Source organism: Rhodococcus sp. PAMC28707 (genome assembly GCF_004795915.1).
Lineage (GTDB): Bacteria > Actinomycetota > Actinomycetes > Mycobacteriales > Mycobacteriaceae > Rhodococcoides.
In genome coordinates this window covers 3,717,947-3,738,275 of sequence record NZ_CP039253.1, presented here as the reverse complement: position 1 = coordinate 3,738,275, position 20,329 = coordinate 3,717,947, and the positions used below count along the sequence as shown (strand labels likewise).

Annotated in this window: 18 protein-coding genes; 10 read left to right on the top strand and 8 right to left on the bottom strand. The window is 62.0% G+C overall.

The genetic code is table 11. The features are described from left to right. Positions 1 to 96: 96 nt before the first annotated feature. Positions 97 to 1,914, bottom strand: a complete 1,818-nt coding sequence (locus E5720_RS17005; protein ID WP_136171624.1) for a hydantoinase B/oxoprolinase family protein — start codon at positions 1,912 to 1,914, stop codon at positions 97 to 99. Continuing rightward, positions 1,911 to 3,992: a hydantoinase/oxoprolinase family protein gene (locus E5720_RS17000; protein ID WP_136171623.1), complete on the bottom strand. Its 2,082-nt coding sequence runs from the start codon at positions 3,990 to 3,992 to the stop codon at positions 1,911 to 1,913. Before E5720_RS17000 ends, E5720_RS17005 begins: the two co-directional genes overlap by 4 nt. Positions 3,993 to 4,321: 329 nt before the next feature. Between E5720_RS17000 and E5720_RS16995 the strand changes: the two genes are divergently transcribed. The 6 genes from E5720_RS16995 (at position 4,322) to E5720_RS16970 (ending at position 10,317) form a co-directional block, all read left to right on the top strand. Beyond that, positions 4,322 to 5,056, top strand: coding sequence for a FadR/GntR family transcriptional regulator (locus tag E5720_RS16995; protein WP_136171622.1), 735 nt, complete (start codon positions 4,322 to 4,324; stop codon positions 5,054 to 5,056). 137 nt (positions 5,057 to 5,193) lie between these two features. Then, positions 5,194 to 5,742, top strand: coding sequence for a MaoC family dehydratase (locus E5720_RS16990; protein WP_136171621.1), 549 nt, complete (start codon positions 5,194 to 5,196; stop codon positions 5,740 to 5,742). Then, positions 5,739 to 6,956, top strand: a complete 1,218-nt coding sequence (locus E5720_RS16985) for a CoA transferase (RefSeq protein WP_136171620.1) — start codon at positions 5,739 to 5,741, stop codon at positions 6,954 to 6,956. The genes E5720_RS16990 and E5720_RS16985 overlap by 4 nt, the downstream gene beginning before the upstream one ends. Then, positions 6,953 to 8,320: an MmgE/PrpD family protein gene (locus tag E5720_RS16980; protein ID WP_136171619.1), complete on the top strand. Its 1,368-nt coding sequence runs from the start codon at positions 6,953 to 6,955 to the stop codon at positions 8,318 to 8,320. The genes E5720_RS16985 and E5720_RS16980 overlap by 4 nt, the downstream gene beginning before the upstream one ends. A gap of 18 nt (positions 8,321 to 8,338) precedes the next feature. Further along, positions 8,339 to 9,502 (top strand): acyl-CoA dehydrogenase family protein, encoded by a 1,164-nt coding sequence (locus E5720_RS16975; RefSeq protein WP_136171618.1) that lies wholly within the window; start codon positions 8,339 to 8,341, stop codon positions 9,500 to 9,502. Then, complete coding sequence (locus E5720_RS16970) at positions 9,499 to 10,317, top strand: CoA ester lyase (RefSeq protein ID WP_136171617.1); 819 nt, start codon at positions 9,499 to 9,501, stop codon at positions 10,315 to 10,317. Before E5720_RS16975 ends, E5720_RS16970 begins: the two co-directional genes overlap by 4 nt. Before the next feature lie 16 nt (positions 10,318 to 10,333). Here the strand turns inward: E5720_RS16970 and E5720_RS16965 are convergent, their stop codons facing one another. Beyond that, positions 10,334 to 10,969, bottom strand: a complete 636-nt coding sequence (locus E5720_RS16965; protein WP_136172769.1) for an ElyC/SanA/YdcF family protein — start codon at positions 10,967 to 10,969, stop codon at positions 10,334 to 10,336. A 180-nt stretch (positions 10,970 to 11,149) separates the two neighbouring features. Here E5720_RS16965 and E5720_RS16960 point away from each other — a divergent pair, with 180 nt between their 5' ends. After that, entirely contained in the window at positions 11,150 to 11,425 is a 276-nt protein-coding gene (locus E5720_RS16960) for a hypothetical protein (RefSeq protein WP_136171616.1), read from the top strand. A 101-nt stretch (positions 11,426 to 11,526) separates the two neighbouring features. Here E5720_RS16960 and aztD read toward each other — a convergent pair whose 3' ends face one another. The 4 genes from aztD to aztB all read right to left on the bottom strand — a co-directional run bounded on the left by aztD (position 11,527) and on the right by aztB (position 15,912). Beyond that, positions 11,527 to 12,777: a zinc metallochaperone AztD gene (aztD, locus tag E5720_RS16955; RefSeq protein WP_136171615.1), complete on the bottom strand. Its 1,251-nt coding sequence runs from the start codon at positions 12,775 to 12,777 to the stop codon at positions 11,527 to 11,529. A gap of 101 nt (positions 12,778 to 12,878) precedes the next feature. Next, positions 12,879 to 13,784, bottom strand: a complete 906-nt coding sequence (aztC, locus tag E5720_RS16950; RefSeq protein WP_136171614.1) for a zinc ABC transporter substrate-binding protein AztC — start codon at positions 13,782 to 13,784, stop codon at positions 12,879 to 12,881. After that, positions 13,781 to 15,010, bottom strand: a complete 1,230-nt coding sequence (locus E5720_RS16945) for a hypothetical protein (RefSeq protein ID WP_247596015.1) — start codon at positions 15,008 to 15,010, stop codon at positions 13,781 to 13,783. The genes aztC and E5720_RS16945 overlap by 4 nt, the downstream gene beginning before the upstream one ends. After that, on the bottom strand, positions 15,010 to 15,912 hold the full coding sequence (gene aztB, locus E5720_RS16940; protein WP_136171613.1) for a zinc ABC transporter permease AztB: 903 nt from the start codon (positions 15,910 to 15,912) through the stop codon (positions 15,010 to 15,012). The genes E5720_RS16945 and aztB overlap by 1 nt, the downstream gene beginning before the upstream one ends. A gap of 29 nt (positions 15,913 to 15,941) precedes the next feature. Between aztB and aztA the strand changes: the two genes are divergently transcribed. Next, entirely contained in the window at positions 15,942 to 16,574 is a 633-nt protein-coding gene (gene aztA / locus E5720_RS16935) for a zinc ABC transporter ATP-binding protein AztA (RefSeq protein ID WP_247596014.1), read from the top strand. A 92-nt stretch (positions 16,575 to 16,666) separates the two neighbouring features. Beyond that, positions 16,667 to 18,292: a long-chain fatty acid--CoA ligase gene (locus tag E5720_RS16930; RefSeq protein ID WP_136171611.1), complete on the top strand. Its 1,626-nt coding sequence runs from the start codon at positions 16,667 to 16,669 to the stop codon at positions 18,290 to 18,292. A 61-nt stretch (positions 18,293 to 18,353) separates the two neighbouring features. On the opposite strand, the gene gdhA is transcribed toward E5720_RS16930, so the two are convergent. Then, positions 18,354 to 19,697, bottom strand: coding sequence for an NADP-specific glutamate dehydrogenase (gdhA, locus tag E5720_RS16925; RefSeq protein WP_136171610.1), 1,344 nt, complete (start codon positions 19,695 to 19,697; stop codon positions 18,354 to 18,356). A gap of 156 nt (positions 19,698 to 19,853) precedes the next feature. Between gdhA and E5720_RS16920 the strand changes: the two genes are divergently transcribed. Continuing rightward, positions 19,854 to 20,327 (top strand): Rrf2 family transcriptional regulator, encoded by a 474-nt coding sequence (locus E5720_RS16920; RefSeq protein ID WP_136171609.1) that lies wholly within the window; start codon positions 19,854 to 19,856, stop codon positions 20,325 to 20,327. Positions 20,328 to 20,329 lie beyond the last annotated feature (2 nt).

The window sequence follows — 20,329 nt, the reverse complement described above, 5'->3', positions numbered from 1 at the left end:
CCGTCTGATCGATCCACGTGATGACACTGGCGAGCGTGCGGTCGAGGTCACGCGGGGACAGGGCACGAGAATTCGTGCCCTGTCCCCCATTGCGTGTCAGGCGGCACTCGCCGCGCGCAGGGACGCTGTCGCATCCTCGTCGACGGTCCATGCCTCGGTGTTCACGATGACACCGTAGTCGCGTCGGGCATCTTCGGCGGTGAGGTACTCGTCCCACACATCACTGAGCACCTGAAACGGATCACGCTTGAACGGGTCCCCGAATCCGCCGCCCGAAGGCACCTTGATCTCGAGGGTCTCACCGGCTCGGATGGTCTCCTGAGTGACCTTGGAGTACAACACTTCTTCCCGATCGGTACCCGCGTTACGTGTGAACGAGCCCGAGACTCCGTCGTGTCCGCCGAGCGCGCCTGCAGGCGGATCCGACCGGTTGTCAGCCTCGGAGCCGAGGAAGGTATCGGTCTCCATCAGCCATTTGCGCACACTGCCTATACCGCCGCGCCACTGGCCCGGAGCCGGCGCTTCGTCGCGAAGTTCGTAGCGCAACGCCCGCATTGCGTGGTTTAGTTCGAGTTCCTCGATGGGATTGTTGCGGGTGTTGGCCATCAACGCGTCGACGGCGTCCATCCCGTCCTTGCCGTTGCGTCCACCGTACGAGCCCTCGTTGATCTCGATGTACACCCAGTAGGACTCACCGTCCGGCGCGATACCCGAGTACGCGATGGCACACAACGCTGCCGAAGAGCCCGCGATCGCGCGGTCGGGAAGTACCGGCGCGAGAGCAAGGTTGATCGAGTCGAAAATTCGGTTCACCTGGGAGAAACGCGCAAAGCACGAGGCCGGGAAGTCGGGATTGAAGATCGTTCCCTCCGGCGCGTACGCCTTCACCGGACGGAAACATCCATCGTTCTGCGGAACGAATTCCTCGGTGAGGTCCTCATCGAGAAGAATCGTACGAATGGCCGATACCGCAACGGGGAGGACCGATCCCTCGAACGGCACGTTGAACGCTGTCGGGACCTGACTGTTGGAGCCGGTGAGGTCGATGAGGATGTCCTCGCCCTCGACCTGTACGCGCACGGCTACCGCCAACGGCTCCCCACGATTCTTGCCGTCGTCGTCGAGATATCCGACGGGAGCCTCGTAACTACCGTCGGGGATCTCACGAATTTTGCTGCGCAGCATATTCTCCGAGTAATCCATCCAGCGCTCACCCGCACTCATCACGGTATCGAGGCCGTACTTCTCGAGCAGTTCGGTGAAACGCTTCTCCCCGATTCGAGAGCATGCGATCAGAGCCTCTAGGTCGCCGCGATTCTGTTCCGGCGTACGAACGTTGTCGAGAATGTGCTGAATGAGGTATTCGTTGCGGACGCCCGCTTCGTAGATCTTCATCGAGTCCATGAGCTTGCCCTCGGCCCACACGTCGACGACGTCCATGCACAGGCCCGGGAAGTTGCCGCCTACGTCGGAGACGTGGCCGGTGCACCCTGCAAAGCCGATGTGCTCGCCCTGCCAGAAGATCGGAATGATGACGCCGTAATCCGGTGAGTGTGCCGCGCCGTGGTACGGGTGGTTGTGCAGAACAACGTCGCCGGGCTTGTACGTGCCGGCGAGCCGACGATTGACGCCGCGAATGTAGGCGGGGATCGAACCACAGTGCATCGGCGTGGAATCGGATTCACACAGTTCTCGTCCATTGACGTCGAAGATGCCTGCACCGAGGTCCTCGGACTCGCGAATGAGGCTGGAGTACGCCATGCGGTAGAGCACCTGCGCCATTTCCTTGGCCATCGACTGCAGTGCACCGCCGATGACCCGCAGCGTGATCGGATCGACATCGACGTCGTTCCAGGTACGGTTCGCCTCGCCTGCGAGAGACACTCCGGTTTTGGGCATCAGTGTCTTGCTCATGCGGGATTCCTCTCGATGATGATGTGGCCGACTGCGTCGACGGTGGCGTGCTGATTCATGCCGATGATGGTCGTCGAATCGAACTGTTCGACAATGGCAGGTCCAGCGAACTTGTTACCAGCCAGCAGAAGTGACCGTTCGTAGACAGGCGTCTCGATCCACTCCGGCTTCGCCGCTTCGTCTTTCCAGAAGAGTGCCTGCGTGGTCGTCTTCACCGCAGCCGAAGCGTCGGCACTCCCCTTTTCGATCTCCGCGATGCGTACGTGCGGCACCGCACCAACACCCGTGACACGGATATTGATCAGCTGAACTGGTTTGTCGTCGAATCGCTGCGAGTACGTGCGTCCGTGGGCCTCGTGAAATGCCTCTGCCGTCGCTTTGACCCACACATCGTCGATCGGACCGTCGGGTGCCGAGACACGAAGCTCGTATCCCTGACCGACATACCGGCAATCCGCGCTGCGCTCCAACCTGATGTCCTCCGCGGCAACACCATCGGCTTCGAGCTGTGCGGACGCTTCCCTCGAAAGACGTTCCATCTGCTCACTGATCAACTCCACGTCGGGATCAGCGGAGGACGTCCACACCGTCGTCGGCACTTCGTAGCGAATGTCGGTCGTGAGCAAACCCACGGCCGAAGTGATGCCGGGATGACCAGGAACGATCACTCGCGGGATACCGAGTTGGTCGGCAATCTGCCACGCGAACAGCGGCCCGGCGCCGCCTTCGGCGATCAGTGAGAAGTCTCGTGGGTCGTAGCCTTTTCGGACCGAATGCAGACTGATTGCCTCGGTCATCGAATGGGCCAAAATCTTGAAGATTCCCATCGCGGCCTCGTCGAGCGGGCTGTTCAACTTGTCCGCGATATGGGTTTGGATGGCCTCGCGGGCCAGTTCCGGCTTCACTTCCATGGTTCCCGACAGGAAACTGTTTTCTCGCAGCCACCCCATCATCACCATCGCATCGGTGGAGGTCGGTTCGGTACCGCCATTGTCATAACACGCGGGTCCCGGCACGGCGCCTGCACTTCGCGGTCCGACACGGAACATTCCACCGTCGTCGACAACCGCGATCGATCCACCACCGGCACCGATGGTGTCGACCTCGGCCATCGGAACCATGGCGTGATAGTCGCCGATTCGAGTATCGAGTAGATGCTTCATGCGCAGCGCACCATCAGGGGCAACTCCCACATCTGCCGACGTACCACCGACGTCGAGTGTGATGACGCTGGGGAATCCCGATGCCTTGCCGATCGCGCATCCGCCCAGAAGTCCTGCTACGACACCGCTGGTCAGCAGGGATATCGGGATCTCACTGGCGCTGCGCGAAGTGACGAGTCCACCGGAAGAAGTCATCAAATGAACGTCCTCGCCGACCTGTGCCGCACTGGCCTTCTGCGCGAGGTTCTCGATGTACTTCGATGTTTTGGGTCCGATGAAAGCGTTGAGGGCCGCCGTCGAGAAGCGCTCGTACTCGCGATATTGCGGAGCCACTTCACTCGAGAGGGAGATGAAGACCTCGGGGAACTCCTCGAGGATGATTGCCTTCACACGACGCTCGTGTGTCGGATTCCGATACGAGTGGAGGAACGCGACCGCGATTGCTTGCACTCCGCGCTCCTTGAGCAGACGAACCTGTTCACGGACCGCATCTTCGTCGAGTGGGGTCAGGACGTTTCCTGCGGCATCGATACGCTCGGGCACTACGCGTCGGTTCCGTCGGGGCACCAACTGCCACTTCTGCCACGGAAGGTCCTGGTAGTTCGAGTAATTCAGCGGACGCTTCTTGCGAGCAATGTGCAGAAGGTCGCGGAAGCCTTCGGTGGTGATCATGCCGACGTCGCAGCCGTTGTGTTCGAGGACGATGTTCGTCGCCACCGTGGTTCCGTGGAAGAACATGTCGATCTCAGAGGGGTCTATGCCGGCGCGCTTGGCAAGCACCTCGATGCCTGCCATCGTTCCGATCGACGGGTCATGGTTGGTCGACGGCGTCTTGTGCACGTCGACCGTGCCGTCGTCGTCCCACAACACCAGGTCGGTGAACGTACCGCCGACGTCGACTCCAATTCGTTTCATCAAGCTTCCATTTCTGTGGGCGCCCACGAAGGAGCGGAAAGGGACGACCGAGGCGAATCGCCATCTTGCGAAAAGTTCGAATAGCCAACCGATCAAGGTGACAGGAGTCATAGTGCTTGAGGACCGCCAGAATTGCAATACCTCTGATGTTTAAAGCCAAAATTGACCTGATCGCCCCGTCAGGCGTACGAGACCGAGCGGTTTTTACTCTAAAGAGCGGATGTATAGCGATCCAGTGCCCCCACTCGATCATCCGGGCCGCTCGCCGTGTGGCACGTTAGGCTCAGTCTCCTAACACCCCACCGACGCACGACGAAGGACGACGAACCGTGACCGATTCGACGCCGAGTGACGCCTCCAACAAGAGCTCGCCGGCCTACGCGGTACTGGCAGCCAACCTTCGCCGACGAATCCTGTCCGGCGAGCTCCAACCCGGCACGAGACTCCCCGGGGAGGCGGAGTTGACCGCCGAGTACGGCGTGGGCCGAAGCACTATTCGCGAAGCTCTACGCTCTCTGGCCAGCCAAAACCTCATCAATACAACACGGGGCGTCACCGGCGGAAGCTTCGTGGCCACCCCCAGCGTCGGACACATCAGCGCACACCTCGAAACAGGTGTTGCGTTGATGGCTGCGGCTGAGACAGTCACAGTCGACCAATTGATGGAGGTGCGCAACTTGATGGAGGTGCCGGCGGCCGGTATTGCCGCCTACCGGCGCACCGAGCTGCACCTCGAACAGCTTCGAGCGGCGATCTTCGATCCCGAAGGCGCTGAGGGACCCGAGACCTATACGAAGAATCAAGAATTTCACCTGGTGCTACTGCGCGCTACCCAGAATCCATTGCTCGAACTCATCACCGCTCCGGTATTCCGCGTCTTGTCCAGCAGATTCGGGCGTGACCACGCGCCGGAGGGCTTCTGGCAATGCGTCGACCACGACCATCGCGCGATTCTCGACGTCGTTTCGGCGGGTGATTCCATGACCGCGATGGACCTGATGCGCACACACCTGGACCATCTCGGTGATTCCTACCGCCAGATGGACCGGCTGCGCACCGACTGAGCCTAAACATCTGCTATTTAAGCCCCTCAGTTCGATAGCCATGCCGTTCGACCTCAAGAATTCGCCTCTTGACTCCTGAAACATCTGATGTTTAAGTTCAGGTGCAGGCACTTGCCGAACAAACATGAGGAGACGCGATGGCAACCCATCCGGCCGTTCTTGGGCGCTTTTTCGAGGACTACGTCGTGGGCGACGTGTATCAGCATCCCCTCGGCCGCACGATCTCCGAGGCCGACAACACGTGGATCACGTTGTTGTCGATGAATACGAACCAGAATCACTTCAACGCGCACGCCGCGTCGCAGAACCCGATAACCGGTGGCCGCATCCTCGTGAACTCCGGCTTGACCGTCGCAGTGATACTCGGCATTTCGGTTCTGGACATGAGCCAGAATGCGATTTCGAATCTGTCGTTCACCGACATCGAGATGTCGAACCCTGTCTATGTGGGCGACACGCTCTACGCGGAAAGCATCTGCACCGCACTTCGCCTTTCCAAATCACGCCCGTACGCAGGCATCGTCTCGATGATCACACGTGGTCTGAATCAGGATGGCGTTCAGGTCATTTCGTGGAAGCGTTCCGTGATGGTCGCGACCAGAGACAGCGGCATCGGCCAGAACTACTTCCCCGAAGCGACGAGCGGCCCGCTCGAACTACCGGCCACGAAAGGCATCGAGGCATGAGACCACTCGAAGACGTACGCATCATCTCGCTCGAGCAGTACGGCGCAGGCCCGTTCGGAAGCCTGCATCTGGCGGACCTGGGTGCCGATGTCATCAAGATCGAGGACCCCAGAGTCGGTGGCGACGTCGGCCGCTATGTCCCGCCGTACAACGAAGGCGAGGACTCGTTGTTCTTCGAGACCTTCAACCGGAACAAGCGCAGCCTCTCCCTCGACCTCTCGACACCGTCCGGTCGAAGCGTGTTCGAGGATCTCGTACGAACCAGTGACGCGGTGTACTCCAACCTCCGCGGAGATGTTCCGGCAAAGATCGGCATCACGTACGACGATCTGAAACATCTCAACCCAGCCATCGTATGCTGCAGCCTCACTGGGTTCGGCATGACCGGCCCGCGCGCGAAAGAGCCTGGCTACGACTACATTCTGCAAGGTCTTGCCGGATGGATGAGTGTCACCGGCGACCCGGATGGGCCTCCGACGAAGTCGGGTCTTTCCCTCGTGGATTACTCCGGTGGATTCGTCGCGGCGATCTCATTGTTGGCGGGCCTGCATGCAGCTCGGCGAGACGGGGTCGGTGGCGACTGCGACGTGTCCCTGTACGACACCGCGATGTCCCTGCTAACTTACCCGGCGACATGGCATCTCAACGCCGGATTCGAACCCGTGCGTACCAAGAACTCTGCGCATCCCTCTTTGGTCCCGTTCCAAGCTTTCCAGGCCAGCGACGGGTGGCTCGTCGTGGGATGCGCGAAGGAGAAGTTCTGGGAGAGATTGGTTGTTGCAATCGACAGGCCCGAACTCGGCACCGACCCCCGGTTCACGAGTTTCGCGCTACGCGGCACGAACCAGTCCGAATTGCTCCCGATACTCGAGGAGGTGTTCTTGAGCCGCACGGTCGATCACTGGCTTTCTTTGCTCGGACCGGCGGGCGTGCCATCGGGACCGATCAACGACGTCGCCCAGGCTCTCACCGAACCACACACTCTCGCAAGAAATCTGATCGTCGAGACGACCCATCCCGTCTACGACACGGTTCGCCAGGTCGCTTCACCGGTGAACTTCGGCTCCGAACCACCCCAGTATCGTCGTGCACCCACCCGCAACGAGCACTTCGACGAGGTCATCCGCGAACAGCTCGGGTACGACGACGACCGTGTCGCGGAACTCAGCGCTTCGGGCGCTTTCGGCACTGCCGAACAGGCGGTACACCCGTGACCTCGGCGGTGCTGGCGGCGTGGGCGCACGGTCTCACCTTCTCGGATCTCCCCGAGACCGTCCGTCACGCCACTGCCCGCCACCTCCTCGATGGCGTCGGAAATGCAGTGGCTGCAGGACGACTCGGCTCCGGTGCGGCCGGTTGGGCCGTGGCCGACTCGCTCGGCGGGCCCGCTGAAGCAATTCCGTTGACTGGAACACGCAGCTTGTCCGCACCTGCCGCTGCAATGGCGACAGCGGTGCGAGTACATTCCTTGGACTTCGACGACACCCATGCCGGCGCCCTCGTGCACCCCACCGTCGTGTCGTTGCCTGCGGCGTTCGCAGTCGGTCAGCAGGTGGGTGCTTCGGGATCGGAGATACTGACCGCTGCCACCATCGGTCTGGAAAGTGCATGCAGGTTGGGCGCGGTCAGTCCACATGGATTCCATGCACGCGGGCTCCACGCCACTGGTGTCGTGGGACCACTGTCCTCTGCGCTGGTCGCCGGATACCTGTACAAACTCCCCGTTCCGCAATTGGTCGACGCTCTGGGGATCGCCGGGTCGTCCAGTTCGGGACTACTCGAGTTTCTCGACACCGACGCAGACACCAAGGCATTGCATCCGGGATCGGCGAGCTTCAACGGAATCCTCGCGGCGCGACTAGCAGCGGCCGGTGCAAGCGGTCCGTCCTCGGTACTCGAAGGAAAACGTGGCCTCTATGCTGCAATGTCTTCTCGCGCAGCCGATTTCACAGCATTGACCGATCAACTCGGCGATCACTGGGAAGCGACACGCATCGGTATCAAGCCATACCCCAGTTGCCAGCTCATGCACGTGACACTCGACGCCGTCTCCGCAGCACTCGATACCGAGGTAGACCCGACCCGCATCCGCGATATCGAGGTGTACGTGCACCCGGATTCCATTCCGATCGTGTGCGGCCCGAACGCTGGAACCGCGGCTCCGCGTAGTACCTACGACGGTAAGTTCGATCTTCCCTGGAGCGTCGCCGCCCTGATACACGACGGCGCAGTCACCGTGGAGACATACACCCCCGAATCGATTGCCCGGCCTGCCGTGCTGGACACCGCACGCATCGTGCGTGTCACCGAAGTCGTGTCCGACGGTCCCGCCGCGTCGGCACCAGGTCGTGCCGTGATCACGCTCGAAGACGGCAGGGTCCTCGACGGCCAGGTTGCCGGCAGTCGAGGTTCCATCGCGCTACCCCTGGACGACAGCGAGCTTGTCGCCAAGTTCGCCGGCAACTGCGGCGAACACCCGCAATCGCGGGAGCTTGCCGACCGACTCCTCGGTCTCGCCGACGAACCGAACCTCTCCACCGTGCTCGCCCTTGCCGCTCGTGTTGCACAACCGAACTGAAGCCCCTTAGGAGCCATCGTGGATTTCACGTACAATGAACAACAGCTCAATTTCCGTAAAGCACTGCGCCACTTCGTCGACAAAGAAATCATCCCCGTCGCGAACGAGTGGGAGAAGACCGGCCGCTACCCCACCGAAATCGTCGAGCACATGAAGGCAATGGGACTATTCGGAATCACGACCCCCGAAGAATACGGTGGTATCGACCTCGACAAGGTGTCGTTCACCCTCGTCTACGAGGAACTTGCTCGCGGCTGGATGGGCGTCGCAGGCATCCTCGGCAGCCATAATCTCTCGTGCTGGATGATCAACAAGCACGGCACCGAAGAGCAGAAGCGAGCGTTGCTCCCCAAGCTGGCGAGCGGTGAGTACCGCACCGGTGTCGGCCTCACCGAGCCCGGCGCAGGCACCGACCTACAGGGAATCAAGACCACCGCCAAACGCGACGGTGACCACTACATCGTCAACGGTGCCAAAACCTGGATCACCAACGCTCGCCATGCCAACGTGCTGCCGGTACTCGTCAAAACCGACACGAGCACCACGCCTGCCCACAAGGGCATGAGCCTGTTGTTGATCGATACGGACACCGATGGTTTCGAGGTCCAGCGGGATATGGGCAAGCTCGGTTACAAGGGCACCGAATCGTGCGAGATTGCACTGACCGACGTACGGGTGCCGGTCGACGCCTTGCTCGGCGGCGTCGAAGGCCGTGGGTTGCAGCAGGCATTGTCCGGACTGGAAATCGGGCGCCTCAACATCGCCGGCCGAAGCGTCGGTATCGCGCAAGCCGCATACGATGCAGCGCTTGCATACGCCAAGGAACGCACCGCTTTCGGTCAGCCCATTGCCGAGTTCCAGGCCATTCAGCTCAAGATCGCCGATATCGCCACACAACTACAAGCTGCAAGGCTCATGACGTATTGGGCTGCATCACAGGCTGATTCGGGCAAGCGAGTCGACATGGAGGCCGGCATGGCCAAGTACTTCGCGTCCGAAACAGCCATCACTGCCAGCTTGGAGGCCATGCGCATACACGGTGGATACGGATACTCCACCGAGTTCGTCGTCGAGCGTTTGTACCGCGATGCACCGCTGATGGCGATCGGTGAAGGCACCAACGACATCATGCGGACAGTCATCGCCAAGTCCCTGGTTGCCGGAACGGGAGTCATCGGGTGACCACCGCGCTGACGTACCTGTACGTTCCTGGCGATGTACCGAGTCGCTTCGACAAGGCCCTCGCATCCGGTGCGGATGCGGTGGTACTGGATCTCGAGGACGCGGTTGCCGTCGCGAACAAAGACTATGCACGTGCAACGGTGGCGGAATGGATTGCGGGGTGCGATCCAGGCGGAGTCGAGATCTGGGTTCGGGTCAATCCTGGATCTCTCGACGATATTCGTGCGGTCGCCCACCCACATGTGACCGGAATCTGGCTACCCAAAGTCGAATCCGCGACAGATGTCGAGGTTGTAGACGCGCTGTTGAGGAGCATCGCTCCCCACGCCGCTGTGTCGGCCTTGATCGAAACCGCGGGTGGATTGTTCGAGGCTCTCGCGATTGCACGTGCGCCTCGAATGAAGTTCTTGCAAATCGGTGAAGTCGATCTGGCAGCAGAACTTGGCATCGAGGTCGGCGACGGTTCCTCACTGCTGGTCGCGCGCAGCCACATCGTCGCGGCCAGCATTGCCGCCGGCATCTCCCCGCCACCTGCAGCGGTGTCCAGAAACTTCCGCGACGAAGCAGCATTCGAGGCCGATACCGCGACATTGGCAGGTCTCGGCTTCATCGGGCGAGCATGCATCCACCCGGCTCAGCTCGCGCCTACTCGGCGCATCTTCACACCCACGGCTGAGGCCGTTATGGAGGCCGAAGCAGTATTGAGCACACTCGACTCGGCGGCCTCCGGCGTTGCCACCGATGCACGTGGATTCCTCATCGATGAGGCCGTCGCGAAGCGTGCGCGCCGAATCGTAGAACGCGCACGGAGCTGAGCGAACTGCCGCTTCGTCAGCCCCGGGACGCCGCTGTGAGCGATTCGTCCGGGGGCGTGACGACGGCGGGCGGGCGCCCGGAGAGTAGGTCGAGGACCGCTTTGGGGCGGGCCAACCACTCGCGCGCATAGTTCCGGACGACTGCCAGCCAGTTGCATTCGCAGTCGGCGTCGATCCCGTGCGCATCGATCCCTGCGTCCCGGCACAGTGCGACGGCACGTGACACGTGCAGACCCTGGCTGACGATCAGTGCCCGGCTGACACCGAACGTGTCCGACGCACGGGCGCAGGTGTCGAAGGTATCGAGACCGTAGTCGTCACCGACGATCTTGTCGCGATCGATTCCGGCGTCGACGAGATACTCTGTCATCGCCGCGATCTCGTTGCCCGAGTGGCCATGTGCGTCGCCGGACACCAGAATCGCCCGTGCTCTCCCGGAGTCGTAGATCTCGATGGCGGCATCGAGCCGTCCGGAGAGAAACTTCATCGGCTTGCCGTCTCGGACTTGCGAGCCGAGCACGATGACCACCGGCGCATCCGGTGCGTCCGCGACATCGTGAACACGGCCGAACGACACTGCAGCGACCCAGGCGGCCGATGCCAGGACGATAGCGAGGACCACTCCGATCGCCGCGATGACCGCACGAATCATCGTGCGGCGAAACGTTTTCGATCGCCGTTCGTTGTTCGCCCTGCTCACCAGACTCCGATCGTCACCGCGCACGTGATGTCTCACGTATACCGAAGCCAACCTACCTTGCCAGGATCGGCACGCTTCTGTCCGAAAGGTGCTAGATCCAGCGTGCGGCGAATATAGCTACCATCGGCGTACATGGAACCGAAGAGCTATACCTCCGGCGAGCGAGTGTTCGGACCACCCCGCGGAACCTTCGACGCAGATTGGGCGGCAACGGCGCTGCGCTCGAACCGCCCGGAGCTCGACTTTACGACATCGGTACGTGCCGTCGAACAGGCCTGGGATCTCCTGCGAACCCGCGATCTCAGAGGCGCAGAACTGGCGAACGCGCTCGATATGGAACCCGGTCTCGCGTCGGCGGTGGCAGCCGTCGCGACCGAGATCGCAGAGTTCTACCTCGATCGGCCCTAGCGCGGAGACAAGTCCCGGCTCGACCGTCAGCACCCACTACTCCGAGCGGGCCGACGCCGAGAAGGAACGAGCCGGGAGTCATCGGGATCCGGGTGCGATTTCTACCTCCCGGTGACCCCGGTGACCCCGGTCAGCTCGTTGGGCGTGTGGGCCAGTTCGCCGGAAGTCGAAACTTCGCCGGTTGCCAGATCCACTGCGTGGACTGCGTTGCCGGCCGGATCCGACACATACGCGATGCCGTCCTGCACGAACAACGCCGGACGCGGTTCCTGCCACTTGACGGGCTCTTCCCAGGCATCGACGACCGGTATCGTCTCGGCGACGGCCTTCGTGTCGACGTCGATGATATGGAGCGCTCCGTCGGTGCCGAGCACGATCGCTTCCCCGTCCGGTCCGCGGCCGAGAGAACGGAAGGTGTAGCTGGTGCCGAGGTCTACCAGCGTGAGCTCACCCGAGGCGGTGTCGGTCAACGACACGCGGGTCGGACGCTCCAGCTCGGCATCAGGATCGCTCTTGTAGTCACCGAGCAGGATCGGTGAGTCCTCGTCGCCGGCCTGATTTCCGATTCGGCCGTAGGCGTCCGGACTCTGTACCTTGCGAATTTCGCCGTCACGGTAGATGAGCACGCCGTCCTCGCATCCCACGACTACGGTCTCATCAGCGGCAACAGCTTCACCGTGCACGCCCGGGCATTCCTCGTTCCGGGCGATCTCCTTGCGATCGGCATCGAGCACGACGATGCCCGCGCGCTCGTCTTCATTTCCGATGGTGGTGAGCAGTGAGCCATCCGAGAGCGCCACGGCGACACCATGATGAGCCTCCGGCGTCGTGTAGCTCTCGACTTCGGGCTTGCTGCCTTTCAGCAGCGCGGCCGACTCGAACATCTCGACCTTGCCGGTGCCGTCATCGAAGAGCACCGTCTTGCCGTCGTGCCGCACGACGTGTCCCGGGGTGGTTGCATCGAATTCGATGTCGGTCAGTGCGGGCGTGGACGTGTAGGACTGCGAACGGTCGGTCCATGTCCCGGCGTCGAGGGCGGTGAATGCCCCCGAACCGCTGACCACAAGGTGCCGTCCGTCGCCGGCCGGGTTGAGCCGAGTGAAACCTTCGATACCGGAGATGTCCTCGACCGTCTCGAGCGTTGTGGCGTCGAGGATCAGGACGCCACCGTCGTAACTGGTGGCCAGCCGCGGTTGCGGCTCCGAATTGGACTGTACAGCAGCCGTTTCGGTAGCGGCGTCGACAGACTCCGCTTCCGTGCCGGCTTCGGACGAGCAGGCCGCGAGAAGCGCGACCGAAGTGCCCAGCGCGACAACCACGCCGAGGTTGCGATACGAACGAATAAATTTCATGAACGGAAATGTACCGCTAGTTGCAAATGATTGTCAAAACCATTTAAGTACACAGTTCAAGTGTGACAACAGTTTTGGTCTGCTTCGATTCCGCATGGGCGCTAGGACAGGCCAGACGCGACCATCGTCGAGTTGTACTCCATCATGTCCAGGTACGTCGACGCCGCGGAGTTCTCGTCACCCAACGATTCGGTGTACAACTCGACCACCCCGATGTCCACGCCGGCCTCCGACGCCATGACCTGCGCCAACCGGTCGGGCTGCGAGGAGTCGACGAATATCGTTCTCACCCCTGCTGCACGCACCGTCCCAGCCAGGTCGGAGAGGTCCGATGCACTGGGCGAGGCCAGTGTCGTGCCACTCGGAATTATCGCTCCGATGATCTCGAAGTCGTATCGATCGGCGAGGTAGCCGAACACGTGATGGTTGGTCACCAGTGTGCGCTTGTCCGGTGCGATCATTCCGAATCGTTCGCCCATACGCTTGTCGAGTTCGACGAGCTGCGCACCGTATTGCGTAGCAGCAGAATCGATTGCGGACTTGTCCACCCCCTCTACCGAATCCTTCACCGCATCGCGGATCAAGTCGACCACCGCACGCATTCGGTTCGGGTCGGTCCATACATGTGGGTCCTGCACTCCCGCCGACTGCCCGGTCACGTACGCGATGGGGTCGGCGGCCGGCCCTGCTTCGACGACATCCACGCCCTCGGAGCGTGCGGCCTCGATTGTGTTTGCAACGCCGCCCTCCAACCCGAGGCCATTGGCTATCAACAGCTCAGCCGACTCGACCTGCGCGGCCTCCGACGCCGAGATTTCGAACGAGTGCGGATCCGAATTGGGCGGCATCAATACCAGTACCTCGGCCTGCTCACCGACGATGTTCGACGTGATGTCACCGAGAATGTTCGTCGTGACCACCACGGTCGGCTTGTCGGCAGCACCCGAGTCTGCGCATCCAGCCGAGACACCAACGAGCAGAAGAACCAGCAGCACTATCCTTTTCATGCGCCGACCACGCCGAACGATGCAGGCGAGAAGCCGAGATCGAGGGTGCGGGAAATACGCCCTGCGTCGCGGTAGTCGATCTCGACGACGGTGTCTGCTACTGGGTCGGAGACGTACACCCTGTTGCCGCCGACCTGCACCGACGGCACCGGGCCGTCTTCGTCGTACCGCGCAGACAGCACCGGCGTCGACGACAGTTCCGCGCCGGTCGCCCAGTCGAACGTGCGAAAGGTGCCATCCGTCTGCAGTGAGAAAATGGTCTTGCCGTCACCCGACACACCGGATGCCAGTGCCTTGTCTGCGGTTTTCGCCTCGACCCAACGGCCCGAGCGGGTGTCGAGTGCGAGTACACCCTCGGCGATGGCCGCGGAGACGATCGCTCCCTTGCCTTGATGGTCGAACGACCATGCCCGATTTCCGACCGTCGGGTAGGGCAGCTTGGCCGTAGTGAAATCGTCCTCGACCTTCAGCACGCCATCCTCGCATGCGAGCACGAAGTAGCGTGAGAACACAGCCGCGCCATGCATCTCGGGGCATGCCCCATCGAGAGTACGCACCAGTTCGCCTGCCTCGTTGCGTAATTCGAGTGCGTTCGGCAGATCGTCCTCGTCACCCCCGCTCGATACGACGTACTGGTCGGATACTGGGACGGCGATGCCATGGTGGGGCGCGAGAGCATCGATCGTGGTGGCCACGGTGACCTCGCCCTTGCTCAGCGTGTCGAAGTCGACGACGTCTGCCGTTCCCGTGCCGTCGTAGAACACTGCCACCTTGCGGTCACCTACTAAGACGTGGGCAGGATCCTCGCCGTCGAGCGATCCGATCTCGGCCGGGTCCTTGACGTACGAGTGGGAGTGGTCTCCGTGCTCGATGGTCCACGAACCCGGATCCAGGAAGTCGACGCGTCCCCCTTCGCCGTCGACCGCGACGACGTAGCGGCCGTTCACCGTGGTCAGCTGCGCTGGATTCCCGACGTCGAAAGAACCGACGGATTCCTCGGTCGCCAGGTCGATGACCTCGATCCGTCCCGAGTCGGCGTCCGCGATCACCAGCCGCGGTTCCGAGCCCTCGACCTCCGTCGATCCAGCCTCCGCGGCGAGGTCACTCCCGGTGCGTGCAGCACCGGCCGTCGATTCGGCGGGGACTTCTCCCGAGGATTCGGTGCTACATCCTGCAATCGCCACTGTGAGTACACCGACGGTCATGATCAATTTTGGTACAGACATCAAAACTCCTCACTGAAGCGTTTGAGATTCACGGGTCGAGTGCCGTCGGTCGGCCCCATCAGCTGCCCCTCCGCCTGCTTTGCTCTCGAAGCTTCCCGACTCGATTTCACGGCCGCGATCACGAAGAACTGCAACACCGCCAGACCGGCAATGGTGGCGCCCGCTGCGGTGTTCGCGTTCCAAGACACAACGAGACCGATCACTGTGGCCGACCACCCGAGCAGCGTCGCAATAATCATCGACTGCACGATCGAGCGGCCGAACAGGTACGCGGTTGCCGATGGTGCGACAAGCAAGCCGAACACGAGCAGCGTCCCGACGATGCGGAACGATGCCACGACTGCCAGCACGACGAGCCCCAGCAAAACCACGTGCGTCAGGCGGGGCCTGAAGCCGAACGTCTGCGCTTTACGTTCGTCGAAGACGAGCGCGACGAAGGGTCGATAGGCGACGACGGACACAGTCGACGCGAACGCGGCTGCGAACGCGAGGAACACCAAGTCCGTATATGTCGCGGAAAGCACGTCGCCGAATAGGAAGGCCGTCAGATCGACGGCGAAAGACCGCGCCCGCGAGACGATGACGACCCCGAGTGCAAGCATGCCGACGAAGAGCAGTCCGATGCCGGTGTCCTCCGAAAGGGACGAGTTGCGCGACACCCATGCCACTCCCCCGATCATCACCACCGCGCTCGCGGCGGCACCGACCATCAGATTAGCGCTCATCAAATAGGCGATTGCAACACCGGGCAACATTCCATGCGAGATCGCATCGCTGAGAAATGCCATGCCGCGCAACACGACCCAGGTGCCGACGAGTGCGCACAGGATCGACACAAGCATGCCGGCAAAAAGGGCACGCTGCACGAAAGAAACCGCCAGGGGGTCTAGTAGCCAGTCCACGGCGAGGATACTATGTGACAATGATTGTCATGAGCGAATCGGTGTCGGTGCAATCCCTGTCCGTTGCGTATGGATCGACCATTGCGTTGACAGATGTAAGCGCAAGCTTCGTGCCAGGCACCGTCACCGCCCTCGTCGGACACAACGGCTCCGGAAAATCGACGCTCCTGCAGGCACTCGCCGGCATCGTGCGCCCAACCTCGGGAACGGTGAACCTCGGCCGACGGCGCGTCAGCTACGTCCCGCAACGCAGTGATGTCAACGATCGCATGCCCGTCAGTGTGCGTGAGGTGATCGAGATGGGCACCTGGCCGCGGCGCGGCATTCTCGGCCGAGCCGGTTCGGATGACAGGAAGTCCGTCGACGCTGCCATCGCACGGTTGCAGCTCACCGAACTGCATTCGCGCAGACTGTCGACACTTTCCGGTGGCCAGCGTCAGCGCGCTCTCCTCGCCCAGGCACTCGTCGAGCGCGGCGACCTCGTCCTCCTGGACGAACCCACCACCGGCCTCGACGCGGAGGCCCGCGAGATCATCGACAGCGTCATCGACGACGAGGCAGCACGGGGAGCCATCGTGGTGATGGCCACGCACGACGCGGACGACGCCCGACGCGCCCACGCGAGAATCACGCTCGGGCGGGGCGAGATCCTGAACTCGTAGGTGGTTCGTCCGGCGAAGTAGGTACTGTGCATACTGTGATGCACGGCACATGCCGCGGTGTCGTCGTTCGAATCCGAGGAGTGAAGAATTTCGTGAAGAGCACCATGCAGGACACGCCGCTGTCGATCGGTCAACTCGTTCGATTCGGCACCACGATTCACTCTGCCGCCGAGGTCACCACCTGGGGTGACAACGGCCCGACGACGGTTACTTTTGGTGACTTGGGCAGGCGCGCAGCACAACTCGCACATGCACTGCGCTCCATCGGCATCGACGGTGACCAGCGCGTAGCGACATTCATGTGGAACAACGCCGCGCACATGGAGGCGTACATGGCGGTGCCCGCCATGGGCGCGGTGCTGCACACGCTCAACATCAGACTGTTCCCGGAGCAGCTCACCTACATCGCCGACCACGCTGAAGATCAGGTCATCATCGCCGACGCGAGCCTGCTACCACTGCTCACGCCGTTGCTTCCCACGATGTCGACCGTGCGCCATCTGATCGTCGTCGGCGCCGACCCGTCGGCCGTGCAGGCGCCGGCGAGCATGACAGTGCACGGTTACGAGGACTTCCTGTCCGGCCACCCCGAAGAATTCGACTGGCCCGAACTCGACGAACGATCCGCTGCGGCAATGTGTTACACCTCTGGAACCACCGGAGACCCCAAGGGTGTCGTGTACTCGCATCGCTCGATTTGGCTGCATTCGATGCAGGCATGTATGACCGACGCCATGGCAATTGCACAGTCCGACAAGGTACTTGCGATCGTCCCGATGTTCCACGCCATGTCCTGGGGACTCCCCTACGCGGCACTGATGGTGGGCGCCTCACTGATCATGCCGGACAAGTATCTACAGCCCGCACCTCTCGCCGAGATGATTTCCACTCTGCGCCCCACTGCCGCAGCCGCCGTTCCGACGATCTGGCAGGCACTGCACTCCTACCTGACCGAGCACCCCGCCGATCTGTCGAGCCTGCGCGACGTGGTGGTCGGTGGGAGCGCCTGCCCGCCGAGCCTGATGCGCGCGTTCCACGACGAGTACGGCGTTCACATCACCCAGGCTTGGGGCATGACCGAAACCTCTCCGCTAGGCACCTCCGGACGGCCCGACGCCGGACTCTCACCCGAAGAGGAGTTCGATCTTCGTTGCACACAAGGTCGATTCGTGGCCGCCGTGCGCGCCCGACTCGTCGACGACGCCGGTAATGAACTGCCCTGGGACGGCAAGCAGGTCGGCGAACTCGAGGTTCGCGGTCCGTGGATCACTGCCAGTTACTACCGCGGCGATGCCGCCGACAAGTTCGACGACGGTTGGCTACGGACCGGGGACGTCGGCACCATCTCTTCGGGTGGATTCCTGCGGCTTACGGACCGGTCGAAGGACATCATCAAGTCCGGTGGCGAATGGATCTCCTCGGTCGAGTTGGAGAACCAGGTGATGGAACATCCCGCTGTGCGCGAGGCAGCAGTCATCGGGGTTCCCGATCAGAAATGGGACGAGCGTCCGCTGGTTGCCGTCGTCGTGCGCGACGGCGAAAATGTGACCGCCGAGGAACTACGTGAGTTCCTTACCGGCCGAGTCGCGCACTGGCAGCTTCCGGAACGATGGACATTCATCGAGGAGGTGCCCAAGACGAGCGTCGGGAAGTACGACAAGAAGCGGCTGCGCAGCACCCACGCCGATGGCAAGCTCGACGTCGTAGAGCTGCGATAGAGCTGTCGTAGAGCGATCTTCCGTCATCGACGGCAGATCGCTCTACGACCCTCGAAACGGATCAGACGATTCCGAGCGCGATCATCGCGTCGGCGACCTTGATGAAGCCTGCGATATTCGCACCGTGGACGTAGTCGCCGGGCTTGCCGTACTCCTCCGCGGTGGCGATCGTCCGGTGATGGATGCCGCGCATGATCGCCGCGAGTCGCTCATCGGTGTACTCGAAGCTCCAGGAGTCGCGGGATGCGTTCTGTTGCATTTCGAGAGCGGAGGTGGCGACACCGCCCGCATTGGCGGCCTTGCCCGGCGCGAAGGCGACGGATGCGTCGCGGAACACCTGAGCCGCTGCGGGGGTGGTGGGCATGTTGGCTCCTTCGGCCACCACCTTGACCCCGTTCGCGACCAGAGTATTCGCTGCGTTCTCGTCGAGTTCGTTCTGAGTAGCCGACGGCATGGCGACATCGCAGGGCACGTCCCAGATCGAACCCGCCTCGGTGAACGTCGCTCCCGCCACGGTGTCGCAGTAAGTTCCGATGCGTTCCCGTCGTACCTCTTTGATCTCCTTCAGAAGCTCGAGATCGATGCCGTTGGGATCGACGATGTAGCCGGAGGAGTCCGAACACGCGACAACTTTGCCGCCGAGCTGGTGAACCTTCTCTATCGCGTAGACAGCGACGTTTCCGGAGCCGGACACGACCGCGGTTTTTCCGTCGAGCGAAGTTCCGAGCGCTTCGAGCATATCGGCGACGAAGTACGCGACGCCGTAACCGGTAGCTTCACGCCGAACCTGCGAACCGCCCCAGGAGGTTCCCTTGCCGGTGAGCACCGCTGATTCGTACGAGTTGGTCAGACGCTTGTACTGGCCGAACAGGTAACCGATCTCGCGGCCTCCAACACCGATGTCCCCGGCAGGTACGTCGGTGTACTCGCCGATGTGGCGGTGCAACTCTGTCATGAACGACTGACAGAAGCGCATCACCTCGGCTTCGGATCGACCCTTGGGGTCGAAGTCCGAACCGCCCTTGCCGCCACCGATAGGAAGGCCGGTGAGGGCGTTCTTGAAGATCTGCTCGAAGCCCAGAAACTTGACGATTCCCAGGTTGACGGTGGAGTGGAAGCGCAAGCCGCCCTTGTAGGGGCCGAGCGCACTGTTGTACTGCACCCGGAATCCACGGTTGACGTGTACCGATCCCGAGTCGTCCACCCAGGGAACCCTGAAGATGATCTGCCGTTCCGGCTCACACAGGCGCTCGATGAGTCCGGCTTCGGCATATTCCGGGCGGCGATCGATGACGACCTTGAGCGAGTCGAACACCTCGGCGGCCGCCTGATGAAACTCGGGCTCGCCGGCGTTGCGCGTCAGGACTTGCTCGTAAATCGTTTCGATCTGGTCACGCGTGGACACGCACTTGCCTCCTGGGTGAGAAATACGAAACATGACGGTAACAACCAGACCTGACTCGTGGTGAGCCCGGCTACCTTCCAGCATCCCGACGGACCGTTGGTGTCTCGTGGCTCACATAATTGGTATCTGAAATGCATATTGAAATATTGTCGTGACATGCAGTTGACCCGGTTCACCGATCTCGGCCTGAGAATCGTCATGCGCCTGGCCGTCGAACAGCCTGGAGATCGCCCAGGCAGCAAGGACATTGCCGAACAATTGGCAATCTCGTACACCCATGCTGCCAAGGTGATCGCTCGTCTGTCGGAGCTCGGAATCGTCGATGCTCGTCGCGGTCGCGGTGGTGGTTTGGCCATCACCGAGCTCGGTAGAACTGCGTCGATCGGCTGGCTCGCACGCCGTCTGGAAGGCGAGTCGGAGGTCATCGAGTGTGATGGATCGAACCCGTGCCCGCTACGAGCAGGCTGCCTTTTGCGGCCGGCACTGCAGCGCGCACAAGAGGCGTTCTTCGCCTCTTTGGACGAGCTCCTCATCGAAGATGTCATCAGCCAACCGACGCGCGGGGTCCTGCTCACACTTCCTGCTATGCCCAGCAGGTTGCCAACAGTGAAAACAATGATCGGGGAATAGAC

Bases quoted from the DNA above. Each gene is read 5' to 3' on its own strand.
- E5720_RS16985 (WP_136171620.1), top strand. From the start codon at position 5,739: ATGAGACCACTCGAAGACGTACGCATCATCTCGCTCGAGCAGTACGGC.
- E5720_RS17000 (WP_136171623.1), bottom strand. From the start codon at position 3,992: ATGAAACGAATTGGAGTCGACGTCGGCGGTACGTTCACCGACCTGGTG.
- E5720_RS17005 (WP_136171624.1), bottom strand. From the start codon at position 1,914: ATGAGCAAGACACTGATGCCCAAAACCGGAGTGTCTCTCGCAGGCGAG.
- E5720_RS16965 (WP_136172769.1), bottom strand. From the start codon at position 10,969: ATGATTCGTGCGGTCATCGCGGCGATCGGAGTGGTCCTCGCTATCGTC.
- E5720_RS16945 (WP_247596015.1), bottom strand. From the start codon at position 15,010: ATGTCTGTACCAAAATTGATCATGACCGTCGGTGTACTCACAGTGGCG.
- E5720_RS16990 (WP_136171621.1), top strand. From the start codon at position 5,194: ATGGCAACCCATCCGGCCGTTCTTGGGCGCTTTTTCGAGGACTACGTC.
- aztC (WP_136171614.1), bottom strand. From the start codon at position 13,784: ATGAAAAGGATAGTGCTGCTGGTTCTTCTGCTCGTTGGTGTCTCGGCT.
- E5720_RS16960 (WP_136171616.1), top strand. From the start codon at position 11,150: ATGGAACCGAAGAGCTATACCTCCGGCGAGCGAGTGTTCGGACCACCC.
- E5720_RS16920 (WP_136171609.1), top strand. From the start codon at position 19,854: ATGCAGTTGACCCGGTTCACCGATCTCGGCCTGAGAATCGTCATGCGC.
- aztD (WP_136171615.1), bottom strand. From the start codon at position 12,777: ATGAAATTTATTCGTTCGTATCGCAACCTCGGCGTGGTTGTCGCGCTG.
- aztA (WP_247596014.1), top strand. From the start codon at position 15,942: ATGAGCGAATCGGTGTCGGTGCAATCCCTGTCCGTTGCGTATGGATCG.